Source organism: Nonomuraea sp. LPB2021202275-12-8 (assembly GCF_037044575.1).
GTDB lineage: Bacteria > Actinomycetota > Actinomycetes > Streptosporangiales > Streptosporangiaceae > Nonomuraea.
On sequence record NZ_JBAHWD010000003.1, the window covers coordinates 123,176 to 137,603 of the forward strand.

9 protein-coding genes are annotated in these 14,428 nt (G+C 73.4%); 4 read left to right on the plus strand and 5 right to left on the minus strand.

The genetic code is table 11. The annotated features are described in order from the left end of the window. Window positions 1-85: 85 nt before the first annotated feature. Entirely contained in the window at window positions 86-550 is a 465-nt protein-coding gene (locus V5E28_RS06880; RefSeq protein WP_336205541.1) for a cupin domain-containing protein, read from the plus strand. Here V5E28_RS06880 and V5E28_RS06885 read toward each other — a convergent pair. Genes V5E28_RS06885 through V5E28_RS06905 form a run of 5 tightly spaced genes read right to left on the minus strand, consistent with a single transcriptional unit; the run spans window position 547 to window position 7,918 of the window. After that, complete coding sequence (locus tag V5E28_RS06885) at window positions 547-1,494, minus strand: winged helix DNA-binding domain-containing protein (RefSeq protein ID WP_336205542.1); 948 nt, start codon at window positions 1,492-1,494, stop codon at window positions 547-549. The genes V5E28_RS06880 and V5E28_RS06885 overlap by 4 nt on opposite strands. Window positions 1,495-1,547: 53 nt before the next feature. Then, a complete protein-coding gene (locus V5E28_RS06890; protein WP_336205543.1) occupies window positions 1,548-3,695 on the minus strand; it encodes a transglutaminase family protein in 2,148 nt (715 codons plus the stop codon). Beyond that, the gene (locus tag V5E28_RS06895) at window positions 3,692-4,771 is read right to left on the minus strand and encodes a DUF58 domain-containing protein (protein ID WP_336205544.1); all 1,080 of its coding nucleotides are present in this window, start codon (window positions 4,769-4,771) and stop codon (window positions 3,692-3,694) included. Before V5E28_RS06895 ends, V5E28_RS06890 begins: the two co-directional genes overlap by 4 nt. Continuing rightward, complete coding sequence (locus tag V5E28_RS06900) at window positions 4,771-5,757, minus strand: AAA family ATPase (protein WP_336205545.1); 987 nt, start codon at window positions 5,755-5,757, stop codon at window positions 4,771-4,773. The genes V5E28_RS06895 and V5E28_RS06900 overlap by 1 nt, the downstream gene beginning before the upstream one ends. A gap of 13 nt (window positions 5,758-5,770) precedes the next feature. Continuing rightward, entirely contained in the window at window positions 5,771-7,918 is a 2,148-nt protein-coding gene (locus tag V5E28_RS06905) for a hypothetical protein (RefSeq protein WP_336205546.1), read from the minus strand. A 150-nt stretch (window positions 7,919-8,068) separates the two neighbouring features. On the opposite strand from V5E28_RS06905, the gene V5E28_RS06910 reads away from it, so the two are divergent. The 3 genes from V5E28_RS06910 to V5E28_RS06920 all read left to right on the plus strand — a co-directional run bounded on the left by V5E28_RS06910 (window position 8,069) and on the right by V5E28_RS06920 (window position 14,231). After that, a complete protein-coding gene (locus V5E28_RS06910) occupies window positions 8,069-9,268 on the plus strand; it encodes a hypothetical protein (RefSeq protein ID WP_336205547.1) in 1,200 nt (399 codons plus the stop codon). 143 nt (window positions 9,269-9,411) lie between these two features. Then, a complete protein-coding gene (locus V5E28_RS06915) occupies window positions 9,412-11,043 on the plus strand; it encodes a hypothetical protein (protein ID WP_336205548.1) in 1,632 nt (543 codons plus the stop codon). Window positions 11,044-11,177: 134 nt separating this feature from the next. Further along, the gene (locus V5E28_RS06920) at window positions 11,178-14,231 is read left to right on the plus strand and encodes a chromosome partitioning protein ParA (protein WP_336205549.1); all 3,054 of its coding nucleotides are present in this window, start codon (window positions 11,178-11,180) and stop codon (window positions 14,229-14,231) included. Window positions 14,232-14,428: the final 197 nt, after the last annotated feature.

Here is a 14,428-nt window from a genome sequence, read left to right on the forward strand (position 1 = left end):
ACGGCTACAGGACCACCTTCGTACGGATCAGCAGCGTCGACACATGCGAGAAGGGACACGAATGTCGTATCCGGCTCCACGTCATTTGGGTGATCACGGCCAGGTCAGTGCGCGTTTCCGGGCCAGGACGGAGCCGGCGGACCTGTCCTACGGCGGTCGCGACATCCACTACCTCGCCACGGGCGGGACCACCGACGGCGCGTTCGGCCTCTACCGCTGGAACTTCGGACCCGACGAGAGCGGCCCGGGGCCGCACTTCCACAAGACCATGTCCGAGTCGTTCTTCGTCCTCGAGGGCACGGTGCGGTTGTACGACGGCGAGCGGTGGCGGGAGGGACAGGCGGGAGACTTCCTGCACGTCCCGCCCGGCGGCGTCCACGGATTCCGCAACGTGCCGGGAGCTCCCGCCTCGATGCTGTTGCTCTTCGCGCCCGGCGCGCCGCGCGAGGAGTACTTCGAGATGCTCGCCGAGATCGCCGGTGGCAGGCAACTGGGCGAGCAGGAGGCCGAAGAGTTCTTCCTGCGCCACGACAACTACTCGGTCGACTAGCCGAGGAAGCGGCGGACGTCGCCGATCTCGTCGTCCAGCAGGCCGGGCGCCTGCGGGGCGAACGGGGCCGCCGTCACCTCGGCGCCTTTCCGGCTCCAGACGCCCTTGATCACGCCGTCGACGAGGATGACGGGACGCAGTATGCCCCCGCCGGGGAACACGGTGCGGGCGTGCTCGGCGGGCAGGATCGGGTCACGGCTCTTCCACCCCAGCAGGAACTCGTCGAAGGCCGGAGCGAGTCGCACCACCGGTCCCCGAGCGGCGGCGGGCGCCTCGGGGGCGGGAGCGAGCCGCCAGGCGGCGCGAGCGTCGCCGAGGGGCAGGCCCGACCAGGCGGCCAGATCCTCGGGCTCGGCCGGGTGGTGGGCTCGGCGGTAGCGCAGGGCCAGCTCGGCCAGCGCGCGTTCCCTGTCGTGCTCGGCGGGGATCGGCGCGCCGAGCCAGTCGGCGGCGTGCACGTACGTCGGCTTCCCGCCGCGCGGCGGGCCGAGCACGGCCAGGCCGTGGCGGGCCGCCAGCGCGACCAGGTGCACGATGCCCTGGCCGCCCGCTCTGCCCGCCAGCCGCTCCCCCAGCTCGGCCTTGGTGAGGGGGCCCTGGCCGGCGAGGGCGCGGTCGATGAGCGGGAGCAGGTCGTCGCCCGTGACGCCTTCCTGGGCCAGGCGGCGCGCGCTGCCGGTGTCGCGCCTGGTGAGCGCGTGCACCCAGGGCAGGTCGTCGACGTGCACGAAGTGGAGGGTGCCGCGGGGACCCCAGGTCCTGACGATCTCGCGCCCCTGCCAGGCCGCCTCGACGTCGGCCCGCGTGAGCGTGGGCGAGCGGGCGCGGAAGGCCAGATAGGCGGAGGTGATGTCCTGGGCCTGCATGGCGAGCAGGTGGCGGACGACGTCTCCCGCGCCCGCTCCGGGCGGGCGGTGCAGGAGCTGGGCCTCGACGCTGCGCATGGCCCTCATCATCCCGCGCCGCGGCGGCGTCTGCGCGGGCCTGCGCGGGCCGATCAGCGCAGCAGCAGACGTCTGCGCAGGCGGGTGGCGAGCGGGGTGCGGCTCCGCACGGCCTGGCGGACCGCGTCACTGCGTCGCCAGGCCTCGTCCGCCGCCTCCTGGGAGACGTCTTCCGGCGCGTAACCTGCAAAGTTGGAAATATCGGCCAACGGCTTGAGATGGGCGGAAATGTCGCCTGATTGCTGGGCGACGACCTCCTCGGCCGTCATCGCCCGCTCAGCTCCGAGACCGAGGTCGTCGCAGATCTGCGCCCACGCGCCGCGCACTCGCTCACCGGCGCCCGGGACGTTCCTGCGGGTGCGCCTGCGCCACCGCGGAAGGATCGCGACCGCCGCGCCGTACACCAGCACGATCCCCGCCCCCGCGGCGGGGAGGATCACCTGGAGCGGCGAACCGGAGTGCGTCCCGCCGGCGCCGGCGTCGGGCCGCTGTGACGGCCTGGGCCTGTTCGCTCCGCCCTTGGTGAACTCGCCCTCCAGCTCCTCGCTCTCCTTGATCGCGGAGGACACCACGTCGTGGTCGTCCTTGGAGCCGCTGCGGCCGGGCGTGGGGTAGAAGGGCCGCCAGCCGAGCTTGTCGAATTTGATCTCCGCCCACGCCATCACATGGCCCGATTTAACGTGGTAAATCCCGTCGGAGGCCTGACCGGGCCGGAAGCCCACCACCACCCGCGACGGCAGCCCCAGTGTCCTGGCCATCAGCGCGAACGCCGAGGCGAACTGCTCCGACGTTCCCCTGTGCGTGGTCTGCAGGAAGAACTCCAGTCCTTTCAGGGAGTGCCCCGGCGGCGCGGTGACGTCGTAACCGGCGTGCGTGCGCAGGTAGCTCTGCAGCCGGTACGCCTGCCTGATCGGCAGGTCCGCGCCCTTGGTCGCCTCATGGGCCAGCTCCCGGAACAGCTTCTCCTGCGGCCCCTCAGGAAAGGCGGTCAGCGCCGGGTCGTCGACCGGGGCGGCCGCGAGCAGCTCGTCCCTGGACGGCTTGGCCACCCGCGAGATCACCTGATAGCCGAACCCCTTGCCCGCCTTCCCGTCGACCAGCAGCGAGCCGCTGTCCGGGTCCACGACGAGCCCGCGCACCCCGCCGACCTCCGCCGGCCGCTCAGCGGCGGGCAGCCAGGTGCCCGGCAGGCCGCCGAACGTGACCGTCTGCCGCACGGTCTCCGCCTCCCCGGTCCACTCCCCGTCAGGCACCCGCCCGCCGGTCGGCTGGAAGCGTGCGCCGGACGTCCAGCGCACGCCGTCGTAGCGGTCGAGTACGGCCAGCCGCCAGTTGAGCGGCTTGTCCGCCTTGACGGTGAACAGTTCCCTGTCGGGAATCTGCAGCCAGGCGGACACCCGGTCGAGCGGGCTGACGCTGTCGACGCGCACCGGCGGCGGCCGCTCGGCGTCCTGCCGGGGGTTGTACGGCTCCGCGGCGATGGGCAGCAGCGGCCCGGCGACCAGGGCGAGGGCGGCCGGCACCGCGGCCGCGGGCACCCCGGCGAGCAGCCAGAGCGGTGACCGGCCGTCCCTGACCAGCGCCAGAGCGATGATCAGGACCAGCAGCGCGCCGGCGACAGGCAGGTTCGACCCCGTGCCGTCCACTCCGAACAGCAGCGCCACCCCGTAGACCACCAGGGCGGGCAGCGCGGCGGCGATCCGGGTGCGGGTGCGGTTGAGCACCTCCGCGCCGATGGTGGCGGCGGCCCAGACGAGCGTGTGCACGAGGACGAGCAGCCGCGGCTCCGGCTGGGCGGGCAGCAGCGTGGTGAGCAGCGCCTGCCAGGAGTTGGCCACGTCCACGACCAGGCCCGGGGCCAGGCCCTGATAGAGGGGGACGGTCCCGGCGATCCAGACCAGCACGTCGAGCAGCAGCGACAGCCAGAGCGGCCGCCGCCACGTGAGCGCCGCCACCAGCGCCGGAGCCACGGCAGCGGGCGCCACGGCCACGAGCAGCTCCGCGCCGGGAAAGACCCGGTGAAACCCCCATCCGGCGGTCCCGGCGATGCCCGCCACGAGCGCGACCCCCACGAGCCGCCGCCACAGGCTCTCCTCCACGTCCCCCCGCGAGGCATCGGCCGGCGCGGTCACGTGTCCGGTGGGCGGCGCGGTCACGTGCGCGGGGCCGGCCGGAGGGCCGAGCGGGGCGCCTCGGCTCATCGGTTCCCCCAGAGCAGTGCCAGTTCGTCCAGGTGTGTGAGGGGGATCAGCGTCACGCCGGGCGCGCTCGCCGCCCCTGTCCCGACATATACGCAGATGACCCGGTCGAAGCGGCGGCGCACGCCCGCGACCCTGCCGGCCTCGGCGGCGTCCGAGGTGACCAGGACGAGCGAGCCGCCGCCCCGGGCCAGCCGCAGCGCCTCCGTGACGCCGGCCGTACCCGGCCCGACCAGCGCGAGCCGGTCGAGCACGATCTCCGCGTCGGCCTTCGTCTCCGCCACCGGCCCGTCGCCGGTCACCACCCGGACGGGGAACCCGGTGCCTGCGGCGGCCACGGCGACCGAGGCGGCCGCGTCCACCGCGAGCTCGGTGAGGCCGCGGGTGTCGAGGACGACCGTCGTGGTGGGCAGGCCGGCGTCGATCAGCTGGCGGACCATGAGCGTCCCGGTGCGGGCGCTGGAGCGCCAGTGGACGTGGCGGAGGTCGTCGCCGGCGACGTACTCGCGCAGGGTGTGGAAGGTGACCGTGCCGCTGGGGGCGTTGTCGCTCGTGGGGCCCTCCAGGTGGTAGGCCTTGCCGGACGGCGGCACGGCCAGGGCTGCCGTGCGCGGACGGACCAGGAGTGTCGCCGCCGCGCCGTACTCCCTGATCTTGCGGGTGAGGCCGAGCGGGTCCGCGCGGACGAGCAGCAGCGGGCCGACCGGGATGTCGCCGCGCGCCCGCGTGGGCAGCGGGTAGGAGACGGTACGCGTCCCCCGCCTGGGCAGGCGGGGCAGGTCGACGGTGTGCTCGGTGGCGCCGATCCGGTCCCTCGCGCGCAGCCCGGTCAGGCCCCGGCGGCCGAGGTTGCGTACGTGGAGCACCGCGACGGCGGCGTCGCCGCGCGGCACCTTGACCGGCGTCACCTCGCGCCGCACCTCCAGCCTGGGCCTGGGGGCGGTCCAGGCGAGGGCGGCGGCCAGCGCGATCAGGCCGCCGGTGGCCAGCACCACGGGCTCCGGGTAGCCGAGCGCGAACCCGGCGGCGTACAGGATCGCGGAGCCGGTGAGCGTCCCCCAGCCGAGCGGCGTCAGCACTACGCCGCCTGGGGCACGGGCATCCCGGCGAGCAGCTCGCCGAGCACGTTCGCCGCGGTGACGTCGCGCAGCTCGGCCTCGGGGGTGCGGATGAGCCGGTGCGCCAGCACGGGCACGGCCAGCGCCTTGACGTCCTCCGGCAGCACGTAGTGCCGCCCCGCCGCCGCGGCCCTGACCCGGGCGGCCCGCAGCAGCGCCAGGCTGCCGCGCGGGCTGGCGCCGAGCCGCAGGTGCGGATTGACGCGGGTGGCCGCGCAGAGCGCGACGATGTAGTCGTAGACCGGGTCGGCGACGTGGATCCGGGTGGCGAAGTCGATCATCGCGGCCACGTCCGAGGCGCGCGCCACCACCGGCAGCCGGTCCACCTGCGGTCCCGACGGCATGCCCTTGAGCACCTCGACCTCCGACACGTGGTCGGGATAGCCGATGGAGATCTGCATGAGGAAGCGGTCGAGCTGCGCCTCGGGCAGCGCGTAGGTGCCGTCCATGTCGACCGGGTTCTGCGTGGCCACCACCAGGAACGGCCTGGGCACCGGATGCGGCTCGGCGTCCACCGTGACCCTGCGCTCCTCCATGACCTCCAGCAGCGCGGACTGGGTCTTCGGGGAGGCGCGGTTGATCTCGTCGGCGAGCACGATGTTGGCGAACACCGGACCTTGGTGGAACTCGAACTTCTGATGCGCCTGGTTGAAGATCGACACGCCGGTGATGTCACTGGGCAGCAGGTCCGGGGTGAACTGGATGCGCCGCCACTCGGCGTCCACGCTGGCGGCGACGGAACGGGCCAGCGTGGTCTTCCCCGTGCCCGGCACGTCCTCGATGAGCAGGTGCCCCTCGGCGAACAGGCACACCAGGGCCAGCTCGACGGCTTCGCGCTTGCCGCGGATGACCTGCTCGATGTTCGTCGCCAGCAGCTGGAACCGCTGGGCGAACTGTCCCGCGAGCGCCGCGGGCTGCTGGGTCTGCTCGTAGACGTACTGCGTCAACCGAGTCCCCTTCTCAGTCGGTGCATTCGAAGAGCGGAGCGGCGGGGAATCCGCCGCGCGGCGTCTCCATCAGCGTGTCGCTGATGTAGCCGATGCCGCCGTTCCACTCGATCCTGTCCCAGACGTCGCTCGTCTCCCCCGACTGCTCCTCACGGACGGACATGCCCTTGACCTGGCAGATCACCGTCAGGCTCTGGTACTTGCCCTTGTCGATCTGGCCGATCTGGCAGCCGCCCGTGGCACACGAGTTGATCCTCGTGTTCGTCTGGTCGTTGTGGGCGTTCCGGTAGGCGTTCTTCGGATAGGCCAGGTCCACCTCCGTGGTGGCGACCTCCTGGCTCTCCCCCGCGTCGTTCTTCGCCTTGAGCTTGAACGTGTGCCTCTGGTTGTTCTTGAGGCCGTCGACGGTGAACGACGTCCCCTTGACGTCGTCGACGGCCGCCGCGCCGGACAGCACGTAGGTGACGCCGTCGCCGGCGTTCGCCGGGGCGCTCCAGGTCAGCTCGGCGCCCTTGTTCCTGGGCTTGGCCGCGAAGTTCGACGGCGCGCCGGGAGCCACGCAGGGCTTGACGCCGGCGCTCGGCGCGGACTCCACCTCGCCGCCGGACCAGTGCGCCACGACGGTGAAGGTGTATTCGGCCGAGCAGTCTCCCCCGGCGAACTCGAACCGGAACGGCCCGTCGGCGTCCACGGACTCGGGCGTGGCCCTGCCTTCGCCGCCCGACACCTTCAGCGTGTAGCGCTCCACCTCGCCTCCGGTCGACGGGCTGAAGCCGACGTCGACCCGGCCGGGGCCGGACCGGGCGCTGACGGCGCCAGGCTTGCCGGGAGCGGTGGCGGCGGGTGTCGGCGTGGGGCTCGGCGTAGGTGTGCGGCTCGGCGTGGGCGTCCTGGTCGCGGCGGGCTCCGGATCCGGCTCGGGCTCCTGCCCGACGGGTTCGGTGCCGGTGGGGCGCGGACCGGACGTCCTGGTCGGGTCCGGCTGCGAACCCGTACGGGTCGGCTCGGGACGGGGTGTCTTCGTGGGCCGCGGCGTGCTGGTGGGGCCGGGGACGTCGGAGTCGTCCTTGTCGATGTCGTGCTTACGGCCTTCCGGGTCGATCACGATGGCCTTGTCGCCGTTCTCGTCGTTCGCCCAGAGGAGACCGTCCTTGACGAACACGTCGACCGGGCCCGGGCCCTGCGCCACCTGGAGGGTGGTGGGCCTGCCGCCGGCGGCGCTGTCCCAGACGATCAGCGATCCGCTGCCGCCGTCCGGCACGTACACCTTCGAGCCGAGCACCTGCGGCACGCCGAGCGCGGCCGGATCCCGCACCTCGAACCTGGTGTTGAGCACCGCGTTGGACGAGGTGTCGATCACCACGAGCAGGCCGGACCCGCCGGACGTGAGCACCGGCACGAGTGGACCCTCGGTGGTGGGCGGGGTGAGGACGCCGCCCTTGGCCGCCTGCGCGACCTCCTTCGGCAGCATGATCTCGCCGACGCCGCCGTCGGCGCCGATCAGCGTGGCGGTGGCGGCGCGGGTGTTGACGACCAGGGGGACGCTGCCGGCGATCGTGACGGCGAGCTCCTCGCCGGGTTCGCCCACCTTGACCCCGCTGCCGGCCACCCCGCCGGACACCGGGACGACCTCGCCCTTGGCGGTGACGGGCACCCACAGCTTGCCGCCGCCGTCGATGCGGGCGGCGCCGAGCGGGCCCGGCAACGTGAGCGGCGAGCCGACGGTGTTGAGTGTCAGGGGGTCGATCTGCTGCACCTTGCCGGCCGGATCCACGGCATAGCCGGTCGAACCGGACAGGACCAGCTGCACGCCCGCCGCGCCGAAGTCGCGGGTCTGGGTGACGGAGAGCTGGCTGGGCTCGATCCTGCTCACGTAGCCGGTGCGCTCGTCGACGAGCAGCACGTTCGAGCCGTCCTGCACGACACGCAGCCGCTTGCCCGCCTTGTCGTCGAGGTAGCCGTCGACCTCCCCGGACAGGCCGTTGACGTGCACGACCTTTCCCCTGACCTTGGTCCACAGCCAGGCTCCGACGTCGGCCAGCTTCGGGTTGGCGCTCGACACGCCCACGCCGAAGAACGCCGCCGCACCGACCAGGATGACCGCCGCCGCCCCGGCGATCACGGCGGTGGCACGGTCCCCTCGGAGTACGCGGATACGCATCCGGTTACTCACCCCGTATGTATGATTACTGTGTGTTCGCCCCGTTTGTATCGTGAGTCACCCTAGCCGCGCCCGTATCTCCCCGCATGGGGAAACGGCGCGCCCGTGACCGGTCCGAGATTGTCGGCGCGAGGCCGTACCTTAGTGCGCGTGCCCGAGCAGCTCCTGACCCTCGACACCGCGCTCACCGATGAGGCGGTGCTGTCCACCTACCGCCGCATGTTCGCGGCGCTGGCCCGCGACAGCGGCGCGGTGGTCGACGATCCCGCCCTCGTCGACATCGCCGAGACGCTGTTCGCCGCGTTCGCCGAGGCCGGCGAGGAGTGGCTGACACACGAGCAGATGCGCTTCGCCTGCCGCGCCCACCCGACCGACCAGTTCGACAACCGGCTGCGGGTGCTCAAGGGCCTCGGCGCGATCCGGGAGGTGTTCCCCAAGCCCAACCAGCTCCGCTATCGGGCGTCGTTCACCAGCGTCGTCGGGCTGATGTTCATCAGGCGGATGATGGACGACGGCGGCCAGTCCGAGATGCACCGGCTGCTCGCGCTGGAGGACCTCAACGTCGCCGATCCGCGCACCACGATGGACGAGGCCAGGCAGAGCGCCTCGAACCTGGCGCGGGCGTTCAGGCTCTGGGCGCTCGAGCTGATCACGCTCACCACCGGCACGATCGAGGAGCTGCGCGAGCAGGCGCCCAAGCTGTGGGGCACCGAGGAGATCGCCCGGCGGGCCCAGAGCCTGCACGGCACCATCCTCACCCGCTGGCCGGAGCTCGACCGTTCCTGCACCGACCTGCGCGCCGCCATCTACTCCTACAGCGACGCCTCGCGCCGGGCCGCCGGACGACTCGCCGACTCGGCCGGCATGACCCGCAACCTGACGCTGCTGCCGACGGAGGCGTGGCGCACGTTCGCCCAGACGGCGTCCAAGGAGCGGCTGGCGGCGGTGCTCGACGGCTTCGTGTTCGACGCTCCCGCGCCCTGGCATGATCCGGCGGCCATCGCCCGCGCCGTCGACGAGGCACCTCGTCCCGTCCCCGCCCAGCCCACTCCTCCGCGCTCCACCCTGCCCGACCCCGGCCCGGGCGACTCGCTCGACTCCTCGCCGACCGCCGCCGTCGAGCGCCTGACCGAGCTGGCGGAGAGCCTGCTCGGGCAGTCGTCGCGGGTCGCGCTGGCCGACGTCCTCGGCTCCGACTGGCCCTCGGCCCGCCGCCTGCTCTCCGACCTGACCGCCGTCGACCTGCGGCCCGAGCTGCCCTACCGGCTCAGCTGGTCCGACGACCTCTCGATCGACCCGTCGCGCGAGCCGGCCTGGCTCTCCCATGGCTTCCTGGAGCGCACCCGATGACCGGCGAGCCCCCTTCCATCGGTGACGCCTCTCGCGGACGGCAGGTCGCCGACCGGCCCTCCCCGAGCGACACGGGCGCCCCCGCTGATCGGCGACCCCAGGGCGCCGCGCCAGGTTCCTCGCCGGGCACCGTGCCGGGTTCCGTGCCGGGTTCCGTGCCGGGTTCCGTGCCGGGCACCGCGCGTCGTCGTCCCGGCGGCGGCGCCGGGCCGGCGGCTGACGCGGTCGCCCACGTGCGGGCCCGCTCGGGCGGTCCGCTCCAGCTGGCCGCCGCGGTTCCCGCGCCCGCCGGGATGCTACGGCTCTCGCGCCCTGACTACACCGGCCAGGCGCTGCCCGTGTGGCCCGATGGCGTGACGCCGTCACTCCTGGAGGAGCACCAGGTGGCGCCCATGCCGGTGGAGCGGTCGGGCGAGACCCGCAGGGTCCTGGCGGCGGCGCTCAGATGCTGCTGGACCGACCACTCCACCGATCCGTGGCCGGGCGACCCGGCGCCGATGGAGCTGGTGCTCGACACCTACCGCGCGCTGATCGGCCGCACCGACGACCTGATGCGCAACTGGGCCATCGGCGCGCTGCGCCGCCTGCACGACTCGGCCTGGATCGTCATGGCCGACGGCATCGTGTCCCTGGGGCCGCGCTGCGCCCTGTGGCCGGTGGAGTCACACTCGATGCTGAAGGACCTGGTCCGGCGCATCCCCGAGCCGGAGCACCGACCGCTGACCGTGGTGCCCGACGCCGACCTCGTCGCAGCGTCCCGGATCGCCGCCCCCGCGGGATCCCGGCCGGACCATTCCGCGGGGAGCCAGGAGGGCGGGCGTGAGCCCGGGGTGCCCGACGCCGACACGGCCGGGGCCGTGGGGCATGGTGATTTCGGGCCCCTGCTCGGCGGCCAGGACGTCCCTGGGCCCCAGGGTGAAGGCCAGGACGAGTCGTGGTCGGTGGTCGGCGGGCGGGTGGAGTCCGGGGCGGTGGAGTTCGACGACCTCCTCAGCGTCTACGACGAGCGGCGGCGCGCTGAGCTGGTGGCGGCGTTCATGGTGGTGGAGCACGCCGCCGAGCCCGTGCAGGAGGCGCGTTTCGCCGCACTGCGCGACCCGGCGCTGCGCCGCACGCTCGTCGACATGCTCGCCCGTCGCGGGCGCACGCTGATCCAGCATCGCGAACGCTGGACCTCAGGCTACGACGACGAGGCCGCCGCCTCTGCCGCACCAGCCGCGCCTGCTCCCGCCTCGACGACCGGGCTCCCCTCGCAGGCCACGAACTCCACCCTCGCACCCGCAGGACCGGCCTCACCCGAGACGGCCTCACCCGAGACGGAAGGGGAGCCGGCCCCCCAGGATGCCGCTTTCACCGCCCCACCGGCAGGATCAGCCTCGCGACCCGTGACCGCGTCCGGCCCGGGGCCGGGATTGGGTGAGAGTGAGCGGGCCGTGCTGACGCTGGTGCTGGTGCACTCGGTGGCGATCCCGCGTGCCGAGGGCCTGTTGCCGGAGGATTCGTGGCTCTCGCCGCACCCCACGCCCGCGGACGAGTTGCGTCGCCACACCCAGTTGCCGATCGGCGAGCTGGAGTCGGCGTTGCGGGTGCTGCGGCACGGGGGGTTGCTGACGCAGCTGAAGGCCGGCGAGGAGGCGGGCGGCTACGTGCCCGGTCCGCAGTTTCACCGGCTCACCCCGGCGGCGCGGCGGCGACTGCAGGAGGAGCTCATCCTGGCCGCCGGTCCGGACACGCCGCTGGCGGCGGCCGTGCGAGCCCGCAGGTCGGCGCGGTGAGGCTGAGCCGGTGGAAGAGCACGCGGTGGAAGAGCCCGTGGTGAAAGAGCACGCGGTGGAAGAGCACGTACCCCGCGATGGGCGTGGGGACGTCAGGACGGACGGAAGGGTTACGGGGGTTCGAGGTGTCGCAGGTGGAGAACGTCGTGGGGGATCGCGTGCTGATCGCTGTGCAGGCGGTCAACATCTCGCGGCTGTCCACCCATCCGGTGCCGACGGTTCCCGGCACGCTGATCGTGGTGGCGGGCGCCGGGCCCAAGGACTCCAACGGCGCGGGCAAGTCGTCGTTCATCGCCTCGATCACGGCGCTGCTGGGTGATGAGCAGTGGCGGTTCGCCTCGGGCGCCAAGGCGGTGTCGGAGCTGCTGTTCAACGCCGAGCTGGCCAGCGGCGCCGGGGCGCGGCAGTGGGCGAGCGCGGATCACGGGTACATCGTGGGCGTGTTCGCTCCGGCGGACATGGAGGACTTCTCAGGCACTCCGTCCGTCGACGCGGTGGCGGGCGACGACGGTGAGCTGTTCGAGGTGCCCGCCGACTCCGGAGGGGCCGTCACCGTCTGGTTGCGCGTCAACCAGGAGGCGCCGCATCTGGAGATCCGCTGGCGTGACGGGGTGCACCTGGCCGCCGCGGCTTCCGAGGCGGAGAGGGTGGCGCGGGCCGACGAGCTGTGGGCTTCGCTGCCCAGGTCCGCCGGGCGGCGCGACGTGGTGGCGCGGGACCTCACCAAGGTCCTGTACGGGGATCGGGTCCGTTGCGTCTCCTTCCTGTCGACGAGTGTTCGCAGCAAGGTCGCCACGAACCTGCTCTCCCAGCCGCTCAACGAGATCTCCCCCGAGCGGGTCTTCGAGGCGATCGCGGCGCTGACCGGGCTCGACGCCGAGTTGGAGCAGGAGCGGGAGGCCCGGCGGGACGAGCACGCCAAGCGGGTGCGTGCCGCGCAGGCGGGTGACCGGCTGGGTGAGTTCGAGGCGGAGTCGAAGGCGCTGCTGGCCACGTTCGACCGGCGCGATCAGGCGCGGGTGCGGTTGGCCGAGGCGTTGCGGTCCTGGCGCGGCAGGCAGGCCAGGAGGCTGGCCGACGCGGCGGGCAGGGATCAGGCGCTCGCCGCCGAGTCGGCGCGGCACGGGGCCGCGGGCGAGGCGGCGGCCGAGGCGATCGCGATGGTGAAGGCGGAGATCGCCACGCTCAAGGACGACACGCTCGACCGGCGCGTCACCGAGGCGCGCAGGGAGCTCGCCACCCTCCAGGCGCGGGCCGCCAAGCTCGACGCCGACCGCGCTGTGGCGGAGAACTCCGCCGACGAGCTGCGCGGGATGATCCCCGCACTGGAGGAGACCCGCAGGTTCGCCGACGGTCGTGACGTGCCCGCGGCCGAGCGTGAGCTGAAGGAGGTCGGGCTCCGGCTCAACGAGGCGCTGAAGGCGCTCGGCGTCGCCGACCGGGAGGTGGCCTCCGCCCAGGGGGCGCTGGACGACGCCGAAGGAGGTCCGGCCGCCGCCCAGCTCAACGCCCTGGCCGCGGCGGGCGTGGACGGGACGGGCCTGCTCGACGCGCTCGACGTCGCCGAGCAGGCCCGCGACCACGCCCACGGGAAGGGCGGCTCCTCGGGGCCTGCCGGAAGGGCCGGCGCGGGACAGGGTGGCGATCTCGGGCTGGACGAGTTGCGCGGGTGGCCGGGCGAGCACGCCGTGATCGTGGACGCGGCCCAGCTCGATGCGGCCGCCGCCGCGCTGATCGGGTTGCCCGGGTCGGTGCTGGTGAGCGCTGCCGGGGTAAGCGTGGTGGGTGCGTTCGACGGGGTGGCCACCGGGCGCGAGGCACGGATCAAAGCGGCGGAGCAGCGGCTCAACCGCGCCATGGACATCCAGGAGACCGCCGCGCAGGCCGTACGCGACGGGGAGGAAGCGGTCGCGCAGGCGCAGCACCGGCTCGAAGGGGCCAGGGCCGGGGTGCGGCTCGAGGAGCTCGAGCGGCGGCTGGGCGAGCGGCGGGCCAGGCTGGGCGAGCTGACGGCGGCGCTGGAAGAGCTGGTCCCGCGGGTGGCTGAGGCCGAGCGGCAGGCGGGCGCGCTCGACTTCCGGGCCCGCACCAGAGACATGGAGATCGAACGCCTGGAGGGGCGCCGGCAGCGGCACGAGACCGAGCGTGCCCAGGCTCGCGAGCAGGAGGCGAAGGTCGGCGGCGAGCGGGAGGCGCTGAGGCTGGACGCGCTGGCCGCCGAGTGGGGCGGCACCGTGGAGACGGCCGGCGAGTGGGTGCGGGCGCTGCCGGAGGACGAGCGGGCGCGGACCGCGGACGAGTGGTGGCGGGCCGCCGAGCGCCACCTCGACGAGGCGTTGCGCGACACGTTCCCGCAGGAGGAGGACGAGGTTCCCGAGGAGCTGCGGTTCCTGCTGCGAGAACGTGCCGGCAGCACCGCGCGCGAGCAGGCGACGTTCGCGGCGGTGTGCGGGTCGCTGGCGTCCTACCTGCGGGGGCAGGAGGAGTACGAGAAGCACCAGCGGCGGCAGATCGAGGCGCAGGTGGTGTCCAGGCAGCGTGACCTCGCGGCGGCCGACAAGGGCGCCGAGGAGGCGGCGCAGTCGACTGCCGTGCACCGGGCGGCGCTGACGGCCGCGATCAGGGCGCGGCTCACCCGGGTGGCCGAGGAGTTCGAGAAGCTCGACAGCTCCTACGGCGGCTACGGCGCGACGCTGGAGTTCCCGGTGCCGCCCGCGCCTGCCGACCCGGAGCAGCGCTGGCAGTGGCGGGTGACGCCGAAGTGGCGGCGCGGCGAGGGGCAGGGCTATGTCCCGTACAATCGCCGGGCCAACACCGCGCTCATGGACGAAAAGGCGGTCAAGCTGGTGTGCGCCGCGGCCATCGCCTCCTCCGGCGGCGGTCACCTGTGCCTGGTGCTGGACGAGCTGGGCCGCAACCTGGGCAAGGAGCACAGGCGGGAGGCGGTGGCGCTCTTCAGGCGGATCGGGGAGACGTACGGCATCACGGTCATCGGCGCGCTGCAGGACGACATGGAGCCGTACGCGATCGACGCCTGCGGCCAGTACATCAAGCTCCGGCGCTCCTCCGACGCGATGCCGTACAACGAGCCACCGGTGATCGTCGGCCACGACCAGCACGCCGACCGGGTGCGCGCCCTGGCGGCGTACGTGGACAGGACGGCTGAAGGGGTGACCGCTGAGGGGTGACTGTGGGGGGCCGGGGAGGATGTCTCGGTCGACCGGCCGGATCGGTGTCGACCACTCGTCGGAGAGATCGCCGGCGTGTGGCGTGCCGCCCTCTTGTCTCACTCGGCGGCGGACGTGGCTTCCACCTCCTCGTTCGACAGTGCCCGGTCCCAGACCGCCACGTCGGTGACGGCGCCCGGCCAGAAGTCCACGGGGGC

Coding starts and splice junctions, on each gene's coding strand:
- V5E28_RS06885 (WP_336205542.1), bottom strand. CDS start 1,494: ATGCGCAGCGTCGAGGCCCAGCTCCTGCACCGCCCGCCCGGAGCGGGC.
- V5E28_RS06890 (WP_336205543.1), bottom strand. CDS start 3,695: ATGAGCCGAGGCGCCCCGCTCGGCCCTCCGGCCGGCCCCGCGCACGTG.
- V5E28_RS06905 (WP_336205546.1), bottom strand. CDS start 7,918: ATGCGTATCCGCGTACTCCGAGGGGACCGTGCCACCGCCGTGATCGCC.